The sequence below is a fragment of the Brevundimonas sp. genome (genome assembly GCF_016742135.1).
GTDB lineage: Bacteria > Pseudomonadota > Alphaproteobacteria > Caulobacterales > Caulobacteraceae > Brevundimonas.
Genome location: NZ_JACVCG010000002.1, coordinates 521,512 through 542,024 on the forward strand (window position 1 = coordinate 521,512; position 20,513 = coordinate 542,024).

At 67.2% G+C, this 20,513-nt stretch carries 19 protein-coding genes; 15 read left to right on the top strand and 4 right to left on the bottom strand.

Features of this window, described 5'->3' with window-relative positions:
* Window positions 1–170: 170 nt before the first annotated feature.
* Genes aroQ through aat form a run of 4 tightly spaced genes read left to right on the top strand, consistent with a single transcriptional unit; the run spans window position 171 to window position 3,212 of the window.
* Window positions 171–632 (top strand): type II 3-dehydroquinate dehydratase, encoded by a 462-nt coding sequence (gene aroQ, locus IBJ06_RS06220; RefSeq protein ID WP_292158275.1) that lies wholly within the window; start codon window positions 171–173, stop codon window positions 630–632.
* Between the two features lie 27 nt (window positions 633–659).
* On the top strand, window positions 660–1,163 hold the full coding sequence (gene accB / locus IBJ06_RS06225) for an acetyl-CoA carboxylase biotin carboxyl carrier protein (protein WP_292158277.1): 504 nt from the start codon (window positions 660–662) through the stop codon (window positions 1,161–1,163).
* A 4-nt stretch (window positions 1,164–1,167) separates the two neighbouring features.
* Entirely contained in the window at window positions 1,168–2,523 is a 1,356-nt protein-coding gene (gene accC / locus IBJ06_RS06230; protein ID WP_292158280.1) for an acetyl-CoA carboxylase biotin carboxylase subunit, read from the top strand.
* Window positions 2,524–2,576: 53 nt separating this feature from the next.
* Complete coding sequence (aat, locus tag IBJ06_RS06235; protein ID WP_292158282.1) at window positions 2,577–3,212, top strand: leucyl/phenylalanyl-tRNA--protein transferase; 636 nt, start codon at window positions 2,577–2,579, stop codon at window positions 3,210–3,212.
* On the opposite strand, the gene IBJ06_RS06240 is transcribed toward aat, so the two are convergent.
* Both IBJ06_RS06240 and IBJ06_RS06245 read right to left on the bottom strand, forming a co-directional pair.
* On the bottom strand, window positions 3,179–3,892 hold the full coding sequence (locus IBJ06_RS06240) for a DUF2155 domain-containing protein (protein WP_292158284.1): 714 nt from the start codon (window positions 3,890–3,892) through the stop codon (window positions 3,179–3,181). The genes aat and IBJ06_RS06240 overlap by 34 nt on opposite strands.
* Window positions 3,889–4,281, bottom strand: a complete 393-nt coding sequence (locus IBJ06_RS06245) for an NADH:ubiquinone oxidoreductase subunit NDUFA12 (protein ID WP_292158544.1) — start codon at window positions 4,279–4,281, stop codon at window positions 3,889–3,891. Before IBJ06_RS06245 ends, IBJ06_RS06240 begins: the two co-directional genes overlap by 4 nt.
* Window positions 4,282–4,447: 166 nt before the next feature.
* Between IBJ06_RS06245 and IBJ06_RS06250 the strand changes: the two genes are divergently transcribed.
* Both IBJ06_RS06250 and IBJ06_RS06255 read left to right on the top strand, forming a co-directional pair.
* A complete protein-coding gene (locus IBJ06_RS06250) occupies window positions 4,448–4,960 on the top strand; it encodes a pentapeptide repeat-containing protein (RefSeq protein ID WP_292158286.1) in 513 nt (170 codons plus the stop codon).
* Between the two features lie 62 nt (window positions 4,961–5,022).
* Window positions 5,023–6,003, top strand: coding sequence for a pentapeptide repeat-containing protein (locus IBJ06_RS06255; RefSeq protein WP_292158288.1), 981 nt, complete (start codon window positions 5,023–5,025; stop codon window positions 6,001–6,003).
* A gap of 22 nt (window positions 6,004–6,025) precedes the next feature.
* Here IBJ06_RS06255 and aspS read toward each other — a convergent pair whose 3' ends face one another.
* Window positions 6,026–7,816, bottom strand: a complete 1,791-nt coding sequence (aspS, locus tag IBJ06_RS06260) for an aspartate--tRNA ligase (protein WP_292158291.1) — start codon at window positions 7,814–7,816, stop codon at window positions 6,026–6,028.
* 150 nt (window positions 7,817–7,966) lie between these two features.
* On the opposite strand from aspS, the gene IBJ06_RS06265 reads away from it, so the two are divergent.
* The 7 genes from IBJ06_RS06265 to IBJ06_RS06295 all read left to right on the top strand — a co-directional run bounded on the left by IBJ06_RS06265 (window position 7,967) and on the right by IBJ06_RS06295 (window position 16,797).
* A complete protein-coding gene (locus IBJ06_RS06265) occupies window positions 7,967–8,362 on the top strand; it encodes a hypothetical protein (RefSeq protein ID WP_292158293.1) in 396 nt (131 codons plus the stop codon).
* Between the two features lie 72 nt (window positions 8,363–8,434).
* Window positions 8,435–10,486, top strand: coding sequence for a TonB-dependent receptor (locus tag IBJ06_RS06270; protein WP_292158295.1), 2,052 nt, complete (start codon window positions 8,435–8,437; stop codon window positions 10,484–10,486).
* A 46-nt stretch (window positions 10,487–10,532) separates the two neighbouring features.
* On the top strand, window positions 10,533–11,852 hold the full coding sequence (locus IBJ06_RS06275; protein WP_292158297.1) for a PepSY domain-containing protein: 1,320 nt from the start codon (window positions 10,533–10,535) through the stop codon (window positions 11,850–11,852).
* A gap of 116 nt (window positions 11,853–11,968) precedes the next feature.
* A complete protein-coding gene (locus IBJ06_RS06280) occupies window positions 11,969–12,619 on the top strand; it encodes a DnaA/Hda family protein (RefSeq protein WP_292158299.1) in 651 nt (216 codons plus the stop codon).
* A gap of 44 nt (window positions 12,620–12,663) precedes the next feature.
* Window positions 12,664–14,898: an RNA degradosome polyphosphate kinase gene (locus tag IBJ06_RS06285; protein ID WP_292158301.1), complete on the top strand. Its 2,235-nt coding sequence runs from the start codon at window positions 12,664–12,666 to the stop codon at window positions 14,896–14,898.
* On the top strand, window positions 14,891–16,390 hold the full coding sequence (locus IBJ06_RS06290; protein ID WP_292158303.1) for a Ppx/GppA phosphatase family protein: 1,500 nt from the start codon (window positions 14,891–14,893) through the stop codon (window positions 16,388–16,390). Before IBJ06_RS06285 ends, IBJ06_RS06290 begins: the two co-directional genes overlap by 8 nt.
* 38 nt (window positions 16,391–16,428) lie before the next feature.
* Window positions 16,429–16,797, top strand: a complete 369-nt coding sequence (locus IBJ06_RS06295) for a VOC family protein (RefSeq protein ID WP_292158306.1) — start codon at window positions 16,429–16,431, stop codon at window positions 16,795–16,797.
* On the opposite strand, the gene rnd is transcribed toward IBJ06_RS06295, so the two are convergent.
* Complete coding sequence (gene rnd / locus IBJ06_RS06300; protein WP_292158308.1) at window positions 16,794–17,945, bottom strand: ribonuclease D; 1,152 nt, start codon at window positions 17,943–17,945, stop codon at window positions 16,794–16,796. The genes IBJ06_RS06295 and rnd overlap by 4 nt on opposite strands.
* 80 nt (window positions 17,946–18,025) lie before the next feature.
* On the opposite strand from rnd, the gene purM reads away from it, so the two are divergent.
* Together purM and IBJ06_RS06310 are read left to right on the top strand one after the other, a co-directional pair.
* A complete protein-coding gene (gene purM / locus IBJ06_RS06305) occupies window positions 18,026–19,066 on the top strand; it encodes a phosphoribosylformylglycinamidine cyclo-ligase (protein ID WP_292158310.1) in 1,041 nt (346 codons plus the stop codon).
* Between the two features lie 58 nt (window positions 19,067–19,124).
* Complete coding sequence (locus tag IBJ06_RS06310) at window positions 19,125–20,510, top strand: M28 family peptidase (protein ID WP_292158312.1); 1,386 nt, start codon at window positions 19,125–19,127, stop codon at window positions 20,508–20,510.
* Window positions 20,511–20,513 lie beyond the last annotated feature (3 nt).

Consider the following 20,513-nt stretch of genomic DNA (forward strand, 5'->3'; position numbering starts at 1 on the left):
TTCCCGCCCCCTTGCCGCATTCCGGAATGGGGCGCCAGAGGCCGATACGACGCGCCCTGCCGCGCCCGGTTGCCGCAGGGGCAATCTTTCTCACGTCCGGTTTGATAACCGCCCCGCCTCGGCTAAAAGGCGGGTCCGATTCCGGTCGGTCCGCCCTTACCATGAGCGCAATGCCCGAGACTCTCGCCCTCCACGTTCTGAACGGCCCGAACCTCAACCTTCTGGGAGAGCGTGAGCCGGACATCTATGGGCGCGAGACCCTGGCCGACATCCAGGCTCTGTGCGAAGCGGCGGCGGGGAGTGTGCCCGTGGTCTTTCGCCAGTCGAACCACGAGGGCCAGCTGGTCGAGTGGATTCACGAGGCACGGGGCACCGCCCGGGCTCTGGTGATCAATCCGGCGGCCTTTACCCACACCTCGATTGCCCTGCTGGATGCGCTCAAGACCTTGGACATTCCCGTCGTGGAGTGTCATCTGAGCAATCCGGCGGCGCGGGAGGAATTCCGGCGCCATTCCTATGTCTCGCTGGTCGCGACCGGCATTATTTCGGGCTTCGGCCCCCATGGTTACGAGCTGGCGGTCAAGGCCGCGCTGAGGCTGGCGCAGGAACGCGCTGAGGCCGTGGCTCGTTGAAGAATGAACAAGAAGGTCAACTCACCTATGGCTGAGAAGAAATTGCCGAACGACGCCGAGATCGACACCAATCTGGTGCGCCAGCTGGCGGACATCCTCAAGGAGACCGAGCTCTCGGAAATCGAGGTTGAGCGCGGGGAACTGAAAATCCGCGTGGCGCGCGAGCTGACGGTCGCGGCCGGCCCGGTGACCTATGCGGCGGCCCCGGCTCCGGCGGCGGCCCCAGCGCCTGCGGCCGTGCCGGCTCCGGCAGCGTCCATGCCGAGCGATCCGGCCACCATCGTCGCCAAATCGGGCGAAGAGGTGAAATCGCCGATGGTCGGCACCGTCTATCTGCAGGCCTCGCCCGAGGCCCCGCCGTTCGTGAACATCGGCGACAAGGTCAAGAAGGGTCAGACTTTGCTGATCGTCGAGGCGATGAAGACCATGAACCCCATCCAGGCCCCGCGCGACGGCGTGGTCGCGGATGTGCTGGTGGGCGACGCCCAGCCGGTCGAGTTCGGCGAACCCCTCATCCTGCTCGAGGCCTGAGCCGGTGTTTAGCAAGGTCCTGATCGCCAACCGGGGTGAAATCGCCCTGCGTATCCACCGCGCCTGCAAGGAGATGGGCATCTCCACCGTGGCCGTGCACTCGGAAGCCGATCGGGGCGCCATGTGGGTGCGGCTGGCGGACGAAAGTGTCTGCATCGGCCCGGCCCCGGCCGCCAAGTCCTATCTGAACATCCCCTCGATCATCGCGGCGGCGGAGATCACCGGCGCCCAGGCGATCCACCCCGGCTATGGCTTCCTGTCGGAAAACGCCCGCTTCGCCGAGATCGTCGAGGCGCACGGCATGACCTTCATCGGCCCGAAGGCCGAGCACATCCGCATCATGGGCGACAAGATCACCGCCAAGCAGACGGTGCTGGATGCCGGCATCCCCTGCGTGCCGGGTTCGGCCGGCGAGGTCGAGACCATCGAGGCGGCCATTGCGGCGTCGAAGACCATCGGCTTCCCCCTGATCGTCAAGGCGGCGGCGGGCGGCGGCGGACGCGGCATGAAGGTGGCGCTGACCGCCGACGATCTGGTCGAGGCCGTGCAGACGGCCCAGTCCGAAGCCAAGGCCGCCTTTGGCAATGGCGCGGTCTATATGGAGCGCTACCTGCAGAAGCCGCGCCATATCGAGCTTCAGGTCGTGGCCGACAGCCACGGCAATGTGGTTCACCTCGGCGAGCGCGACTGTTCGCTGCAGCGGCGCCACCAGAAGATCCTCGAAGAGGCCCCCTCGCCCGCCCTGTCGGCGGCCGAACGCGCCCAGATCGGCGAGACGGTCAACAAGGCGATTGCCGCCATCGGCTATCTCGGCGTCGGCACCATCGAATTCCTTTGGGAAGACGGCGAATTCTTCTTCATCGAGATGAACACCCGGCTGCAGGTCGAGCATCCGGTCACGGAGATGGTCACCGGTGTCGATCTGGTCCGCGAGCAGATCCGCATCGCCGCGGGCGAGCCGCTCAGCTTCCGTCAGGAGGATGTCCGCTTTGAGGGGCACGCCATCGAGTGCCGCATCAATGCCGAGAATGCCGAGACCTTCACCCCCTCGCCCGGCACCATCACCGACTATCACGCGCCCGGAGGCCTGGGCGTGCGCATGGATAGCGCCATCTATGCCGGCTATACGATCCCGCCCTATTATGACAGCCTGATCGGCAAGCTGATCGTGCATGGTCGCGACCGGGAGGCCTGCCTCGCCCGGCTGAAGCGGAGCCTGAACGAGATGGTCGTCGGCGGGATCGATACCACCATCCCCCTGTTCCAGAAGCTGCTGGCCGAGCCGGACATCCTGTCGGGGGATTACGACATCCACTGGCTGGAGAACTGGGCCAGGCGCCAGAAGGGACCGGCCAGCTGAGCGAGGCGCTCGCCACCCCGATCCCGCCCGAGGCACTGACCGCCGAGTTTCTGTTGCACGCCTATCGCCAGGGGGCCTTTCCCATGGCGGACAGCCGCGAGGCTGACGAACTGGTGATGGTTCGCCCGCACATTCGGGGCGTCATTCCCCTTGACAGTTTCCATGTGCCTGCGCGTCTCGCCCGGACGGTGCGTACGACGGAGCTGGAGGTGCGGGTCAACGCCGACTTCCCGCAGGTGATCGCGGGCTGCGCCGCCCTGATCCGTGACCGCTGGGACACCTGGATCAACCGGCGCATCGAAGAGGCCTATACGCGGCTGCACGAACAGGGTCATGCCCACAGCGTGGAATGCTGGGCAGGGCACACCCTGGTGGGCGGGCTTTATGGGGTTCAGATCGGCGCGGCGTTCTTCGGCGAAAGCATGTTCACCCGCCAGAGAGACGCCTCGAAGATCGCCCTGGTGCATCTGGTGGCGCGCCTGAACAGGGCGAGCTTCCGCCTGCTGGATGCCCAGTTCGTCAACGCTCACCTGAAGCAGTTCAACATCCTTGACGTCCCGCATGGCCTGTACATGCGGGCCTTGCGTCCGGCGCTGGAACAGGCCCCTGACATGGAAGCGTTCCGGGCCGCCATGACCGGCGAGCAAGCCGTGGCCTATGCGCGGCAGTCGACCAGCCAGGCGTCATAGACCGGGTGCTCCAGCACACCCAGGCCGCGCGACGACGAGAACATCCAGCCGCGGAAGATCTGACGCGGCTCCGCGCCTGTGACTATGCCGCGGGGTTGCAGGCTGATCTCGAGATAGCCGGCCGCTTCCTGGTCGCGTTCCTCCTCGGCCGAGACCTCACAGGCGCGCACCCGAAAAATGAGCTCGCGTTTGAAGGCGACCGGACGACCGCCCACCTCGACCTCGAATCGGATCGATTCCGCCGTGACCTTGTCGACCGCCTGGACCACGGCGACGCGGCGGCGCTGACGCGGGGGCGGAGGCCCGTCGGGTTCGGTCGGGGCCTCAACGGCCTCGACCGTCTCTTCGGTGGCCACCTCAGCCGCCTCGGCCGGGGCCGGGGCCTCGATCTGATTGAGCGGTTCGTTCCGCCGGGCCTGATTCAGCGCGGCGGTGGTTTCTTCGGGGGTCAGGGGTACCGGAACGGGCGCGTTCGGTGCCGGCTGGGCGTTGGGCGCGGTCTCGGTCGGTCCGAGTGTATTGGTCGGAGCCGGGTCCTGGGCCGGAGCCGGGTTGGCAGGCGGGTCCTGAATCGGGCGCGCGTCCTGGGGGCGGTCGTTCAACGCGGCGGTCACGCCGACGCCACCGACCGCAAGCGTGGCGGCCACAACCAGTCCCAGAATGCGGGCCGGGCGCTTCATTCGGGCGTCCAGGCCTGATAGTCGCCGGTCGCGGCGGGTCGACGCCCCTCGGTCAGAACCGAGCCGGGCGGACGCCAGGCCATAGGCGTGCCGGTCAGATTCGGCAGGTGGTCCTTTTCCCAGCTCTGACGGTGCAGGGCATCCTCGGTCGGGGGCTCGTCAAAGGTGTAGTGCAGCCAGCCGTGCCAGTCGGGCGGCACCTTGGTCGCCTCGGCATAGCCGTCATAGATTACCCAGCGCCGACGACGCCCGTCATAGCTTTGGGTGTCGCGCGATTCGTAATAGCGGTTGCCCAGGGCATCCGTGCCGACCAGGCGACCGCGCTTGGCCACTGTGAACAGCGTGCCGATGGTCGCACCACTCCACCACGAAAACAGCTTTGCCAGCACGTCAGGAAACCCAGTCATGTCAAAGGGCGCGGACCTGTGCGCGCCGGTGTGGCATCATACGAACCGCCGCCGGGCGCGTCCAGCGATGGATCACGCCATGACCGGCGCACGGACGGTGTGATACTTGCATGGCCGAGATTGATCGACACCGGATGGGACACCCCTCATGACCCGACCCTCTCCTTCTGGCGCCCTTGGCCTGTTCGCGGCCGTGCTGGTGCTGGCAACCGCCCTGCCCGAGCCGGTCATGGCCCAGAACGCCAGCCAGATCGCGCGCGTGCGAGCGGGCCAGAGCTGCCCGGGCTGCAACCTGTTCCAGGGCGACTTCTCCTATATGGAGGCGCGCGGTCTCAACCTGTCGCGGGCGCGCCTGCGCCAGGCGAACCTCAGCCTCTCCGTCATGAACCGGACGCGCTTCACCAATGCCGACCTGCGCGATGTCGACGCCTATGGGGCCGTCTTCTCCAGCGCGCGATTCGGCGGGGCCAATCTGACCAATGCCAATTTCGTCGGTACCTATCTGGAGGGGGCCGACTTCTCCGGGGCCCGCCTGGACGGGGTGAACTTTTCCGGGGCGCAGATGCAGCGCGCCACCGGCCTGACCCAACGCCAGCTGGACCGGGCCTGCGGCGATGCCGAAACTCGCCTGCCTGGTTCGCTGCGCATTCCCGCCTGCTGAGGGGCTCGATCCTTACGCCGAATTAAGTAGGGATTTGTGGGGAATGACGGCATGGAGAAGGTGTGAAAACTCTCGCGATCCCCTTTGCGAAGCCTGACCGGAGCGGCCGGACCGCCCTGATCGGACTGGCGCTGCTGACGGCCCTGGTCGCCACGACGGCGCGGGCCGGGGACGCGCGCGGCGAAACCGACCGTCAGGACACCCGCTTCACCCGCGAGGTTGAGGTCGTGCCCCTGGGGCGGACCGGAACATTCCAGATTTTTCCGCAAGACCCGGATGTCGCCCGCGTGGTCTCTCTCGGCGGCACCTGCCGGCGCTGCGAGCTGTCCGGGCGCAACCTGTCCGGAGCCACCTTCACCGCCGCCACCTTCATCGACGCCACCTTGGTGGAAACGGATCTGCGGGGCTCCGAACTGGTCGGTTCGAACTTTTCCCGGGCCGACTTCACGCGGGCCGACCTGCGCGGGGCCAGTCTGGTGGCCGCGAACTTCTCGGGCGCAGTTTTCACCGATGCCCGGATGGATGGCATCGAGGGCGTGGGATCGGTCTTCATCCGCGCCGACCTGTCGGGGGCCAATCTGTCCGGTGCAGCCCTGGGCGGGGCCAATATGAATGGCGCTGTTCTCGTGCGAGCCAATCTGAGCGGGACCGAGCTGTTCGGTGTCACCCTGGCCAATGTGAATGCCCGCGGCGCGAATTTCCGCAATGCGGAGATCACCGCCTCCAACCTGTCGAACGGCAATTTTGCGGGGGCGGACTTCCGCGGGGCCGAGTTGAACGGTGCCCGGCTGACGGGCGGCTCCTTCTCGCGGGCGGATTTCACCGGTGCCTCGCTGCAGCGGACCGACATACGCGGCACCGATCTCAGCCAGTCGCAGGGCCTGACCCAGTCCCAGGTCAGCGAAGCCTGTGCCGACTCCTCGACCCGCCTGCCGGGAGGACTGACGGGCCGGAGCTGCCGCAATCTGTCGCGGGTTCAGCCGCCGGCCGCGCCGCAACCGCCGACGCCGCCGACCCGCCGCGTGGTAGTCGCCGGCCGCTGAGGCGTCAGCCCGACCGTGGCCCTCAGACCTTGATCGGCAGTGCCGTGCGGATGTGAACGTCCTTGAGCTGACGCTCGGCCGCCTCGGTCGGGGCGTTCATCAGCAGATCCTCGCCCTGCTGGTTCAGCGGGAAGGCGATGACCTCGCGGATCGCCGTCTGACCGGCCAGCAGCATGACGATGCGGTCGATGCCGGGGGCCAGCCCCCCGTGCGGCGGAGCGCCATAGCGGAAGGCATTCAGCATGCCCCCGAACTGGGCCTCGACCACCGAGGCATCATAGCCCGCGATCTCGAAGGCCTTGAGCATGATCTCGGCCTTGTGGTTCCGGATCGCGCCCGAGCACAGCTCATAGCCGTTGCAGACGATGTCGTACTGGTAGGCGAGCACGTCGAGCGGGTCCTTGGTCTCAAGGGCCTCCATCTCGCCCTGCGGCATGGAGAAGGGATTGTGCGAGAAGTCGACCCGCTTCTCGTCCTCGTTCCACTCGAACATCGGGAAATCGACGATCCAGCAGAATTTGAAGGCGTCGTCCGCGATCAGGTCCAGATCCTGGCCGACCTTGGTGCGGGCCGTGCCGGCGAATTTGTAGAAGACGGACGGGTCACCGGCGACGAAGAAGGCAGCGTCACCCTTGCCCATGGCCAGGGACTTCATCAGGGCGTCGGCTGGGTCCTGCCCCAGGTTCTTGGCGATCGGACCGCCCCAGGCACCCTGGTCCTCCGACCAGAAGATGTATCCAAGGCCGGGTTGCCCCTCCCCCTGCGCCCAGCTGTTCATGCGATCGCAGAAGGCGCGCGAGCCGCCGGTCGGGGCAGGAATGGCCCAGACGGCATTCTTCGCATCCGCCGCGAGGATCTTGTTGAACAGGCCAAAGCCCCCGTCACGGAAATCCTCGCTGACGTCCGACATTTCGATCGGATTGCGCAGGTCCGGCTTGTCCGTGCCAAACAGGGAGATCGCCTCGCGATACGGGATACGCACGAAGGGATAGGGATCAACCGCCTTGCCGTCCGCGAACTCCTCGAACACGCCGTGCATGACCGGCTCGATCGCGGCGAACACGTCTTCCTGCGTGACGAAACTCATCTCGACGTCGAGCTGGTAGAATTCCAGCGATCGATCGGCGCGCAGGTCCTCGTCGCGGAAACAGGGGGCGATCTGGAAATAGCGGTCGAAGCCCGAGACCATCAGCAGCTGTTTGAACTGCTGCGGGGCCTGCGGCAAGGCGTAGAATTTGCCGGGATGCAGGCGCGACGGCACGAGGAAGTCGCGCGCGCCCTCAGGCGACGAGGCCGTCAGGATCGGCGTCTGGTACTCAAGGAAGCCCTGATCGACCATACGACGGCGGATCGAGCTGATCACCTTCGAGCGCAGGACAATGTTCTTGTGCAGGGTCTCGCGGCGCAGATCGAGATAGCGGTGCTTGAGGCGCAGCTCCTCGGGGTATTCCGGCTCACCAAAGACCGGCAGCGGCAGTTCGGCGGCTTCGGACAGCACCTCAACGGCCTTGACCTGAAGCTCCACGTCGCCGGTCGGCAGGGTCGCATTGACGGTCTCGGGCGAGCGGGCCACGACCTCGCCGTCCACACGGATGACGCTTTCGGCCCGCAGCCGCTCGACGGCCTCAAAGCCCGGCGTCTCGGGGTGCAGCACCAGTTGGGTCAGGCCATAGTGGTCGCGCAGGTCGATGAACAGCAAGCCCCCGTGGTCGCGCTTGCGGTGGACCCAGCCCGACAGGCGGACCGTCTTGCCCGCATCGTCGCCGCGAAGGGCGCCGCAGGTGTGAGTGCGATAAAGATGCGTCTCGGCCATGGGTCTGGATCGGTCGTCAAAAGGGGAGAATTCGGGAGGGCGGAAGGGCGCATTATCGCCGCTGAAAGTCAAGCGTGCGGGTGGATCGGGGTACGTCACACCGTCTTTCGGAAAGAGCTTTTCGCGGGCGTTACAATGTAGCATAGGGGAATGGTGACGCGCGAACCGGTCGATGACATCAGCCTGACGCGGGCGCTGGCCATTCTGGCCGCGACCTTCGCCATCGTGTTCGCCAGCCTGCTGCCGTCCGCCGTCGCCGCCTCGGCCGCCACGGACACGCCGGTTCAGCTGTGCTCGGGCCAGATCGTCCGCATCGGGGTGGACGCCGATGGCCATCCCGTTCCGGTGGATGACGACGACCGCGCAGGCCTGACCTGCGCCATGGCCCTGCTGTCGGGCCTTCAGGCGGTCGATGTGCCACCCGTCACGCTCGCGGCACCTCCAGCCGAACTGCGGGCCGTCGCCCCCGCACCGGTTCCCGAGACTGACCGTCCGGCTGCGCGCCATCCGCCCAAGCCCCCCGCGACCGCTCCACCGCACGCCTGAAGACGTCTCATCTGCCTGCGCCGGCCTGTCCCAGGCTGTGCGCCCCCGTGACTCTTTTCAGGACATTTCAAGGTGAAATCCCGACTTCTTGCCGCCACATCCGTGGTGGCCCTGGCCTGTGTGGCCAGTCCCACCCTCGCCCAGGGCGCGACCGAAATCACGGTCGATTCCATTATCGTAACCGGCACCCGCAATCCGGACGAGCCCCCCGTGGTCGCTGAGGCCCGCACCCGCCTGTCGCGCACGCCCGGCGCCGTCTCGGTGGTCGCCGCCGAGACCTTTGAGGACCGCTTTGCCCAAGGCTTCTATGACACCCTGCGCAACGTCCCCGGCGTGCTGGCCCAGAAGCGCTATGGCGAGGAGGCCCGCCTGTCGATCCGGGGCTCGGGCATCGCCCAGGGCTTCCACCAGCGCGGTGTGCTGTTCGCCCAGGACGGAGTGCCCTTCGCCGACGCCGACGGCTTTTCGGACTTTCAGGCCATCGATGTCCTGAGCGCGCGCTATATCGAGGTCTACAAAGGCGCCAACACCCTGCGCTTCGGCGGGGCCCAGCTGGGCGGGGCGGTCAATATCGTGTCTGTGACCGGGCGCACCGCCCCCTTTGACAATCAGCTCCGCGTCGAGGGCGGCTCGTTCGACAGCTATCGCGCGCAGTTTGCCATGGCCCGCCAGTGGGGCGACTGGGACCTCTATGCCGCCGTCTCGGGCATGCAGTCGGACGGATACCGCGATCACGCCGAACAGTCGCAAGGGCGGCTGACCCTCAACCTCGGCCGGTCGTTCGGCGAGGACCGCGAGGTGCGGCTGGTCTTTCAGGCCAGCGACATCCAGCAGGACCTGCCCGGTGCCCTGACCCTGACGCAGGCGCTGAACATCCCCGAAATGGCCAGCGCGAGCGCCCTGGCCGGCGATCAGGCACGCGACCTGACCGTCAAGCGGCTGACGCTGCAGACCCGCTGGCGCCTTGGCGATTCAACCGTGTTCGAGGGCGCGGTCTGGGGCTGGCAGAAGGACCTCTGGCACCCGATCTTCCAGGTCCTGCAATCTGACAGCCACACCACCGGCCTGTTCGGGCGGTTCGACTGGACCGGTGAGGTCGGCGGTATGAAGGCGGACCTGTTCTATGGCCTCAGCTATCGCGACGGTCAGGTCGATGTGCAGCGCTACATCAACACAGGCGGCCTGCCGGGGGCCATCACGGCCGACGGCGTGCAGGACGCCACGGGGCTGGACGTCTTTGCCGAAGGGCGACTGTTCGTGACCGATCGCCTCGCCCTTGTGGCGGGCGGGTCCTACGGCCGGGCGACCCGCGACTATGTCGACCGCCGCAACGCCGCCAACAATGACGGCGCCACCTGGGACTGGTTTTCGCCGCGCTTCGGCCTGCTGTGGGAGAGCGAGGACGGCGGGCAGGTCTATGCCAACGTCACCCGCTCGGTCGAACCGCCGACCTATGGCGCCCTGGTGCAGGCGCCGCTGACGGGCTTCACCCCCGTCGACATCCAGGATGCCTGGACGGTCGAGATCGGTACCCGGGGCCGCCGTGGCACCCTGGCCTGGGACGTAACCGTCTATCGCAGCCGGATCGACGGCGAGATCCTGAACTATATCGTCGGGCCCGACATTCCGGCGGCGACGTTCAATGGGGATCGCACCATCCATCAGGGCCTCGAGGCCGGACTGGAATGGACCCTGCCGATCACGCCGGGCGGCGGCACTGCCGTGCTGCGCCAGACCTATAACTACAATGACTTCTGCTTCGATCAGGATGTTCTGTGGGAAGGCAACCGCCTGCCGGTCGTGCCCGAGCACCAGTATCGGGCCGAGCTGACCTGGTGGCATCCGTCCGGCCTGTTCGTGACCCCCACGGTAGAGTGGCGCATCAGCGACGTCTGGGTCGACTATGCCAATACGCTCGAGGCACCGGGCTTTACCGTCTGGGGCCTGAACGGCGGCTGGGATTTCGACAACGGCACCACCCTGTTCGTCGACGCCCGCAATCTGGCGGACGAGCGCTACGTCAGTGAAATCAGCGCCGTCACTGACGCCCACACAGCCTCGACCGCCGTCTTCATGCCCGGCGAAGGCCGCTCGCTGTTCGTCGGTCTTCGACTGAACTACTGATCCGGAAAGGGCCGGGGCGGCGGTCGCGTCGCCCCGGCAGAGCTTTATGACCCAATCACCCCCACCCCTTTCCGACTCTTTCCGCACTGTCTGGCGCTGGCACTTCTTTGCCGGGCTGTTTGTCCTGCCGGTCCTGATGCTGATGGCCCTGACCGGCGGCCTCTATCTCTACAAGGCCGAGATCGAGGACGTCGCTTACCGGTCGCTCGCGACCGTCGAGATCCGCGAGACCCGCACCTCGCCCGATCAGTGGCAGCGCGCCGCTGAACAGGCCGTCGGCGGCACGGCGGCCGCCGTCGTGGTCCCGGACCGCCCGGACCGGGCCGTCCAGGTTCGCGTTCGCACTGATCAGGGCGAACGCACCGCCTTCGTTGATCCGTACACCGGACAGGTGACCGGCACCGTCGGCGGTCAGGGCCTGATGGAGATCGTCAAGAAGCTGCACAGCCTCGAACTGTTCGGAAAGCCCTTCAATATTCTGGTCGAAATCGTCGCGGGCTGGGCCATCATTCTGGTGGCGACCGGCGTGTTCCTGTGGTGGCCGCGCAAGGGCCGCGACGTCGCCGTCGCCCTGCCCCGCCCCGGCGATCCCGCCCGGCGGCCCTTCTGGCGCAATGCCCATGCGGTGACCGGCCTCTATGCTGGCGGGATCATCCTGTTCCTCGCCCTGACCGGAATGCCCTGGTCAGCGGTCTGGGGCGACCGGTTCATGAATGTGATGCGCGAGAGTGGCATCGGCCGCCCCGCAGCGCCCTCCGCCGCCAGTCAGTGGAGCCACGGCAAGGGCCACAATGCCCCGTCCGGGACCGGCTGGACGATGGAGCACGCCGTGCTGCACGCGCCCAGCGAGGGCCCCGGCATCCTGTCCCGCGTCATCGCGACCGCCGATGCCGAGGGCATGGGCCTGCCCTACACCGTCTCCATCCCCGCCGATCCGTCTCTAGCCTTTACCGTGTCGCGCCTGACCCGACGGGCCCAGGACGCCCGCAGCCTCTATGTCGACGGCACGACCGGACAGGTCGTCGGCGACCTGCGCTGGGACCAGTTCGGCAGCGGCGCCAAGGCCTTTGAATGGGGCATCGCGGTCCACCAGGGCATGCAGTACGGCGAGCTTAACCGGCTACTGATGCTGTTCGGGTGTATCGGCATCTGGGTGCTGGGGATCAGCGGCGGCCTGATGGCGTGGAAGCGGCGACCGAGGGACTCAGGCCTGACCGCTCCACCAAAGCCGACAGACCCACGCGCCCGCGCCGCCGTGCTGGGCATTGTCCTGCCGCTGGGGATCATCTTCCCCCTGACCGGGCTGTCGCTGCTGGCGGCGCTCGGACTCGAGGCTGTATGGCGTCGGTTGAAGCGCCCGCGCTGAGCGTTCATCCACAGGCGGGGGCGCTTGTCCCCCCTGACCACAGGGGACCTTGATGGCTTTGGGCCGGGTTCTGATATGTCAGCGGCATGACAGGCGCCGCCGACAGATCCGGACAGATGCGGCTGCCCCTCCGGCGCGGCCTGAGCGGGCACGAGGAGGCCTTTGTGGTCTCGGCCTCGAACGCGGCCGCCCATGAGGCGCTGAAGGGCTGGCCCACCCCTCTGGGAGGCACGGCGGCGCTGCATGGGCCTGCGGGCGCGGGCAAGAGCCATCTGGGACGCCTGTGGGCCGAGCGCGTCGGCGCCCTGCCCTTTCACGGCATGGAGGTGGCCCTGGCCGATGCGCTGGAGCTGGAGGGCCGCCCCCTCCTGCTGGATGCCGCAGAGACCGTGGATGACGAGACCCTGTTCCACCTTCTGAATCTGGCCCAGGCCCCCGGCGGTGCCCTGCTGCTGGTGTCGCGGGATCCGCCCGGATCGTGGCCCGTGACCCTGCCCGACCTCAAGTCGCGCCTGAACGGGCTGCTGGTACTGCATATCGAGGCTCCGGACGACGCCGTGCTGACCGCCATGTTCCGGGCCCGCTTTGCCGAGCGCAGCCTGCAGCCGGCCGACGATGTGATCGAATATCTGATCCGGCGCGTGCATCGGTCGGCCGACAGCGTCGAGCGGATCGTCGACCTTCTGGACCAGGCCCATGCCCCGGTCACCCGGGTACTGGCCCGCAGGGTGCTGGACGAAAGCGGCGACCTGTTCGCCCCGGAGTGAGATCGGAGGTTGCGACTGTCATTCGCCCGGGCCAGAACCCTATCATGACGGAAACGCCTTCCCCCGAACTGTCGTCCATCACCGATCAGGCGGTCGGCGAGGTCGTGCCCTCGTCGCGCGCGCCTCAGTTGAAGCTGTCCGAAGCCCTGATGGCGTCGCCCGAGCGGTTCATCAATCGCGAGCTGTCGTGGCTGGCCTTCAATGGCAGGGTGATGGAGGAGGCGTCGAACCCGGCCCATCCGTTGCTGGAACGTCTACGTTTCCTGTCGATCTCGGCCAATAATCTGGATGAGTTCTACATGACCCGCGTGGCCGGGCTGAAAGGCCAGGTGCGAGAGCGGGTGCGGGTGGTGTCGGCCGATGGCCTGACCCCCGGAGAAGCCCTGGTGCGGGTCAATGAAGCCGCCGGGGAGTTGATGGCCCATCAGCAGAAGCGCTGGCGCAAGCTCAAGGTCGAACTGGCCCAGGCGGGCATTGAGGTGATCGACGCCAGCCGCGCCACCAAGACGGAGCGCGAGCGGCTGGAGCCCGAATTCCTGAATCAGTTGTTCGCCATTCTGACGCCGATGGCCATCGACCCGGCCCATCCATTTCCCTTCCTGCCGAACCTCGGATTTTCGCTGGCGCTGAAGCTGCGCAGGCGACGGGACAACCGGATCCTGTATGCGCTGGTGCCGGTCCCGACCCAGGTCAAACGGTTCTGGCCTCTGGCCACCGACGGCCGCTCGGCCAAGGGGCGCACGCGCTATGTGACACTGGAAAGCCTGCTGATGCTGTTCATCGACCACCTGTTTCCCGGGTGCGATGTGCTGGAGCGGGGCACCTTCCGCCTGATCCGCGATTCCGACATCGAGATCGAGGAAGAGGCCGAAGATCTGGTCATGGAGTTCGAGGAGGCCCTCAAGCAGCGGCGCATGGGCTCGGTCGTGCGGATCAAGATCGAGGCCTCCATGCCCGACGATCTGCGCGACTTCATCACCCGGGAACTGCATGCCCAGCCCCAGGACGTGGTGATGATCGACGGCATGCTGGGTCTGGCCCAGGTGTCGGAACTGATCGCGGGTGGGCATCCGGACCTGAAATTCCCCGGCTATGAGCCCCGCTATCCCGAGCGGGTGCGCGATCATGGCGGCGACGTCTTTGCCGCGATCCGCGAAAAGGACATGCTGATCCACCATCCGTTCGAGAGTTTCGACGTGGTGGTGCAGTTTCTGCGGCAGGCGGCGCGCGATCCGAACGTGATCGCCATCAAACAGACCCTCTATCGGACCTCGCGCGACAGCCCGGTGGTCGCTGCCCTGATCGAGGCGGCCGAGAACGGCAAGAACGTCACCGCCGTCGTCGAGATCAAGGCCCGCTTCGACGAAGAGGCCAATTTGCGCTGGGCGCGGGCCATGGAGCGGGCCGGCGTGCACGTCGTGTTCGGCTTCGTCGAGTACAAGACCCACTCCAAGCTGAGCGTGGTCGTGCGGCGCGAAGGCGACGGACTGCGGTCCTACTGTCACGTGGGTACGGGTAATTATCACCCGGTGACGGCGCGCATCTACACCGACCTGTCTCTGTTTTCGTGCCAGCCGGCGCTGGCCCGGGATGCCAACCGGGTGTTCAACTACATCACCGGCTATGCCCAGCCCGACGATCTGGAGCAGATGGTCGTCTCGCCGCTCAATATGAAGTCGACCCTGATCGAACTGATCGAAAAGGAAATGGCCGCCGCCGCGCGGGGCAAGCCCGCCGCCATCTGGGCCAAGATGAACTCGCTGGTCGATCCCGACATCATCGACGCCCTGTACCGCGCCAGCCAGTCGGGCGTGCGCATCGACCTGGTCATCCGGGGCATCTGCTGCCTGCGCCCGGGGGTAAAGGGCCTGTCCCAGAACATCCGGGTCAAGTCGATCGTCGGGCGGTTCCTCGAACACAGCCGGATCGTGGCCTTCGCCAACGGACGCGACCTGCCGAACGATCGGGCCAGGGTCTTCATCTCGTCGGCCGACTGGATGAATCGCAATCTCGAGCGCCGGGTCGAGGTCATGGCGCCGGTGCTGAACGCCACCGTCCACGACCAGGTGCTGGACCAGATCATGGTCGCCAACCTCAAGGATGACGCGCAGAGCTGGGAGCTGGATTCAAACGGCAACTATCACCGGCTCAAGCCCGCCGATCCCGAACGGCCCTTCTCGGCCCACCGCTATTTCATGACCAATCCCAGCCTGTCCGGACGCGGCAGCAAGGTGAAAACCCTTCCCGCCACCCTGCGATACGAACGTCCGGATGCCTGAGTCCTCTCCGGCCACAGGGCTGGCGTCCACCGACGCCGCGGTCATCGACATCGGTTCCAACTCGGTCCGCCTGGTGCTGTACCGGCTGGAGGGCCGGGCCATCTGGACCGTCTTCAACGAAAAGGTACTGGCGGGTCTGGGCCGTGACCTGCCGCAGACCGGCCGCCTGTCCGAGGAGGGCGTGGCCATGGCCCTGCCGGCGCTTCGCCGGTTCGCGACCGTGATCGAGGGGGTGCGGCCCCACCACGTCTTCGTCGCAGCTACCGCCGCCGTGCGCGAGGCTGCGGATGGCGTGACCTTCTGCGAGCGGGTGGCCGCCGAGACCGGCTTTCATATCCGGGTCCTGTCGGGCGAGGATGAGGCCCGCTATGCCGCCCGGGGTGTTCTGGCCGGGAATCCGGCCGCCGAGGGGGTCGCGGCCGACATGGGCGGGGCCAGTCTGGAGCTGATCCGTCTGGGCAAGGGCGAGGTCGGGCAAGGCATCACCCTGCCGCTCGGCCCCTTCTCGCTCGCTGACGACAGCGCGTTCGACGCCAAAAAGGTCCGCGCCCGAATCGACAAGCGGCTCAAGGGCAGGACCGCTGACTTCCAGACGCCGACCCTGCACGCCGTCGGCGGGGCCTGGCGCAGCATCGCCCAGCTGCACATGACCCTGTCCGATTATCCGCTGCAGATCGTGCATCAGTACGCCATGACCGCCGACGACGCCCGCGACGTGGCCCGGTTCGTCTCGCGCCAGTCGCGAACGTCGCTGGACCGGACCCCGGGGGTCTCGCGCCGGCGCGCCGAAACCCTGCCCTATGCCGCCCTCGTGCTCGAGGCCCTGATCGAGAAGCTGGCGCTCAGGACCGTCGAGTTCTCGGCCTGGGGCCTGCGAGAGGGCCTGCTGCAGGAGGCGCTTGCCCCCGCACATCAGGCCAGCGATCCGCTGATCGCCGGCTGCACCACCTGGGGCGCGCGCCAGGGCATCTCGCCGCTGTTGCCGGGCGCGGTCCAGGCCTGGATCGATCCGGTCCTGCCCGCCCTGCCGGAAACCTTCGGACGCGAGCGCGACCGCACCCTGACCACCGCCGCCTGTCACCTGTGCGATCTGGGAGCGCGGCTTCACCCCGACCACCGGGTCGAACTGGTGTTCGAGCAGGTGCTGCGCGCGCCGGTTCCGGGCCAGACCCATGCAGAGCGGGCCTTCCTCGCATGCGCGCTCAACGCCCGCTACGGCGGGCCCTCCACCACGCCCCAGCCGGATGTCGTCAACCGCCTGCTGGACGAGGAAGGCCGCCGTCACGCCCGGGCGCTGGGTCAGGCGATCCGCCTCGCCTGCGACCTGTCCGGTCGCGCGCCCCAGCTACTGGCCGGAGCGCGCCTTGCGATCGATGACGGCACCCTGACGCTCACGCCTGCGGAGGGCTACGCCGACATGCTGCTGGGCGAACAGACGCGCCGGCGCCTGAAAGCCCTGGCCGATACGCTCGGCCTTGCCTGCGGCGACTAGGCGGGGCACCGTCCGGACCAGCACAGGGAGGGACACCCATGGCAGTCACCGGCATCGGCGGCTTCTTCTTCCGGTCAGACAACCCCGAGGCCCTGGCCGAATGGTATCTGACCCATCTGGGCGTCGGCGCCCCGCCGGGCGTCTTCATCTGGAATCAGCAGGCCGGACCGACGGTGTTTGCCCCGTTCAAGGCCGACAGCGACTATTTCGCCGCCGACAAGCGCTGGATGCTGAACCTGCGTGTCGACGATCTGGACGGCCTGATCGCCTCGCTGACGGCCGCCGGCATCGCGGTGTTGACCAAGGCCGAATGGGATGCACCCGAGGTCGGTCGCTTCGCCCGCATCCACGACCCCGAGGGCAATCCCATTGAGCTGTGGGAGCCTGCAGCCGCGCCCCCGGCCTAACCCTCGATCTCGACCACCTCGACGCGCGCGCCGTTCAGCACCAGGGCGATCTCACCGCGTTTCAGCTTCAGCGCATCCTCGCCGAACATCTCGCGCCGCCAACCCTTCAGGGCGTCGACCGGCGCATTGTCGTCCAGCGCGATCTTCTCAAGGTCCGAGACATTGGCGATCATCTTGGTGGCCACGCCGGCATTGTCGCTCTTGGCCTTCAGCAGCACCTTGAGCAGTTCGACCACTGACGGCGCCGCCGCCGGGCGGTGACCCGGACGGTCCAGCACGGGCGCGTGGGCTTCCGGATCCGCCAGTACGGTCTTCAGCTCGGCGATCAGGCTTTCGCCCAGCCGCGAGGTGCCGAATCCCTTGGACACGGACCGCAGGCGGTTGAAGGCATCCGGATCGGTCGGCGCCTGGGTGGCGATCTCGTCGATCGCCTCATCCTTGATGATCCGTCCGCGCGGCTGGTCACGCTCCTGGGCCATGCGCTCGCGCCAGACCGCCGTGGCCACGAAGGCCGCAAGATATTTGGCCGAATACTTCTTGGGCTTCAGCCGCTTCCAGGCGTTTTCAGGTGTGGTGTCATACAGCCGGGGATCGGTCAGGGTGCCCATTTCCTCCAGCACCCAGTCCAGCCGTCCGGATTTTTTCAGCTGCTCGCGGAGACGCGGGTACAGCGCCGCCAGATGGGTTACATCACCCAGCGCATAGGTCAGCTGCGCGTCCGACAGCGGGCGTCGGGCCCAGTCGGTGAAGCGGCTGCCCTTGTCCAGCTCCTTCTTCAGCATCTGCCGGACCAGCGCCTCATAGGACACCTGGTCGCCAAAGCCCGCCGCCATGGCCGCCACCTGGGTGTCGAACATCGGCAGGGGCATGGCCCCCAGCCGCACGAAGATCTCGATGTCCTGCCGCGCCGCATGGAAGACCTTGATGATCTTTGGATCCCGCAGCAGGTCGAGGAAGGGCGAAAGGTCCAGCCCCTCGGCCATCGGGTCGATGATCCCCGCAACATCCGCCGACGCCGCCTGGATCAGGCACAGCTTCGGCCAATATGTGGTCTCGCGCATGAACTCGGTGTCCACGGCGATGAAGGGCGCCTTCGCCAGGGCGGCGCAGAAATCGGCAAGGGCCGGATTGGTGGTGATCGGTGTCATTTGGATGCTATAGCCCCCGCGTGCGCCCCCATGGCAAGAGGGGCCGCGGAATTCCGTCCACTGATTCAGGTTCGTGTTCGATGAGCGACAGTTCTTCTCCCCCGCCCAACGGCCTGACCTACGCCCAGGCGGGGGTGGACATCGACGCCGGCGAGCGCCTGGTCGACGCCATCAAGCCGCTGGCGAAGTCGACGGCCCGCAAGGGGTCCGAACCGTCGCTCGGGGGATTCGGCGCCCTGTTCGACCTCAAGGCTGCGGGCTTTACCGACCCGCTGATCGTCGCCACGACCGACGGGGTCGGCACCAAGCTGAAGATCGCCATCGACACCGGCCGACACGACGGCGTCGGCATCGATCTGGTCGCCATGTGCGTCAATGACCTGCTGGCCCAGGGGGCCGAACCCTTGCTGTTCCTCGACTACTACGCCACCGGCAAGCTGGACGTGGAGGCCGCCCGCCGTGTGGTGGCTGGCATCGCCGAGGGCTGTCGTCAGGCCGGCTGTGCCCTGGTCGGCGGCGAGACGGCGGAAATGCCGGGCCTCTACGAAGGCAGCGACTATGATCTGGCCGGCTTTTCACTCGGCGCGGTCGAGCGCGGCCACGCCCTGCCCCGCCATGACCTTCAGAACACCGGCGACGTCGTCATCGGTCTGGCCTCCAGCGGCCCGCACTCCAACGGCTATTCCCTGATCCGCAAGGTGATCGAGACGTGCGGCCTGACCTGGGCCGACGACGCGCCCTTTGCGCACGAGCGCAGCCTGGCCCAGGCCCTGATGGAGCCGACCCGCATCTATGTGAAGCCGGTGCTGCCGCTGATGAAACAGGGCTGGGTCAAGGGTGCCGCCCACATCACCGGCGGCGGCCTGATCGAAAATCCCCCGCGCTGCGTCGCGCCGGGGCTAGAGGCCGTCTTTGACTGGCAGGCCTGGCCGCGGCCGGCCGTGTTCGACTGGCTGGCCGAGGCAGGCGGCATTTCGGATCACGAGATGCGCCGCACCTTCAACTGTGGCGTCGGCTTTATCCTGATTGTCGGGCCCGAGCACGTCGAGGATGCGCTCGAAGCCCTGCTGGAGGCCGGCGAGACGGCCTTTGTCTGCGGCCAGCTTCAGGCCAGCGCCTGACCGGTTGACGCCGCAGGCGGCTTGCCATCACGGTAGCCGGTCTGTTCAGGAGATTGCCATGCGTCTGATCGCGTCCCTCTGCCTCGCCGCCAGCGCGGCCCTCTCCGTGGGCCTCGCAACTCCGGCCGTCGCCCAGACCTCGGCCGCTGTCGACCAGCCCCGGCTTCGCGCGCTCGGCCTGCTGGTCCAGCCCGAGCGGATGCGCGCCGACATCGAGACCATGGTCGGCTTCGGCACCCGCCACACCCTGTCGGAGACGGAGTCCGAGACGCGTGGCATCGGTGCCGCCCGCCGTTGGGTCGCCCGCGAGTTCGAAAGCATCAGCCGGACCTGCGGCGGCTGTATCGAGGTCGTCACCCCCTCCGAGGTCGTCACCGGACGGCGCATCCCCAATCCGACCGAAGTGGTCAGCGTCGTCGCCATCCAGCGCGGCACCGGGGACCCAAACCGCGTCATCATCATCTCCGGCCATTTGGACTCACGCGTCACCGATGTGATGGACTTCACCTCGGACGCCCCCGGTGCCAATGACGACGCCTCGGGCGTCGCCGCCCTGATTGAGGCAGCCCGCATCCTGTCGGCCTATGAGTTCGAGGCCACCCTGGTCTATGCCGCCCTGACCGGTGAGGAGCAGGGCCTGGTCGGCGCGGGCATCGTCGCGGACTATGCCGTCGAACAGGGCTGGTTCGTCCAGGCCAACCTGAACAATGACATGGTCGGCAATATCGAGGGCCAGAACGGTGTCATCGACAACACCCGCATCCGCGTCTTCTCGGAAGGCACCAAGACGGTCGAGACCGAATCCCAGGCCGCGACCCGCCGCTACAACGGAGGGGAGGTCGACTCTTCCTCCCGCAATCTGGCCCGCTATATCGACAGCATCGCCGACCGTTACCTGACCAATTTCGACGTCGAGATGGTCTATCGCACCGACCGCTACGGTCGCGGCGGTGATCAGGTGGCCATGCTGCGTGTCGGCTTCCCCGCCGTGCGCATCACCGAGGGCTCCGAAAACTACGACCGCCAGCATCAGGACCTCAGGGTCGAGAACGGGATTCGCTATGGCGACACCATCGACGGGGTCGATTTCGACTATCTGGCCCAGGCAACCCGGCTGAACGTCATCACCATGGCAGCGCTCGCATGGGCCCCGGCCCCGCCGACCGGCGTGGTCGTCGAGGGCGCGGTCCTGCCGGACACCACCCTGCGCTGGCAGCCTGTGCCCGGTGCGGCGGGCTACCGTGTCTGGTGGCGGTCCACTACCGCCCCGCAATGGACCCACAGCCTCTGGGTCGAGGGCGGCGACACGACCTCGGCGGTGCTCAAGGGCGTGGTCATCGACGACTGGTTCTTCGGCGTCTCGGCCGTGTCCGCAGACGGCTTTGAGAGCCCGGTGACCTTCCCCGGTCCGGCCGGCGATTACCGCGTCGCGCCCGCACAGTAGCCG

What these genes read in the sequence shown, in the direction of transcription:
- IBJ06_RS06310 (WP_292158312.1), top strand. Translation starts at nt 19,125, where the DNA reads ATGCGTCTGATCGCGTCCCTCTGCCTCGCCGCCAGCGCGGCCCTCTCC.
- accB (WP_292158277.1), top strand. Translation starts at nt 660, where the DNA reads ATGGCTGAGAAGAAATTGCCGAACGACGCCGAGATCGACACCAATCTG.
- IBJ06_RS06280 (WP_292158299.1), top strand. Translation starts at nt 11,969, where the DNA reads ATGCGGCTGCCCCTCCGGCGCGGCCTGAGCGGGCACGAGGAGGCCTTT.
- aroQ (WP_292158275.1), top strand. Translation starts at nt 171, where the DNA reads ATGCCCGAGACTCTCGCCCTCCACGTTCTGAACGGCCCGAACCTCAAC.
- IBJ06_RS06295 (WP_292158306.1), top strand. Translation starts at nt 16,429, where the DNA reads ATGGCAGTCACCGGCATCGGCGGCTTCTTCTTCCGGTCAGACAACCCC.
- IBJ06_RS06290 (WP_292158303.1), top strand. Translation starts at nt 14,891, where the DNA reads ATGCCTGAGTCCTCTCCGGCCACAGGGCTGGCGTCCACCGACGCCGCG.
- IBJ06_RS06240 (WP_292158284.1), bottom strand. Translation starts at nt 3,892, where the DNA reads ATGAAGCGCCCGGCCCGCATTCTGGGACTGGTTGTGGCCGCCACGCTT.
- rnd (WP_292158308.1), bottom strand. Translation starts at nt 17,945, where the DNA reads ATGACACCGATCACCACCAATCCGGCCCTTGCCGATTTCTGCGCCGCC.
- IBJ06_RS06265 (WP_292158293.1), top strand. Translation starts at nt 7,967, where the DNA reads ATGGTGACGCGCGAACCGGTCGATGACATCAGCCTGACGCGGGCGCTG.
- IBJ06_RS06250 (WP_292158286.1), top strand. Translation starts at nt 4,448, where the DNA reads ATGACCCGACCCTCTCCTTCTGGCGCCCTTGGCCTGTTCGCGGCCGTG.
- purM (WP_292158310.1), top strand. Translation starts at nt 18,026, where the DNA reads ATGAGCGACAGTTCTTCTCCCCCGCCCAACGGCCTGACCTACGCCCAG.
- IBJ06_RS06275 (WP_292158297.1), top strand. Translation starts at nt 10,533, where the DNA reads ATGACCCAATCACCCCCACCCCTTTCCGACTCTTTCCGCACTGTCTGG.
- IBJ06_RS06285 (WP_292158301.1), top strand. Translation starts at nt 12,664, where the DNA reads ATGACGGAAACGCCTTCCCCCGAACTGTCGTCCATCACCGATCAGGCG.
- aspS (WP_292158291.1), bottom strand. Translation starts at nt 7,816, where the DNA reads ATGGCCGAGACGCATCTTTATCGCACTCACACCTGCGGCGCCCTTCGC.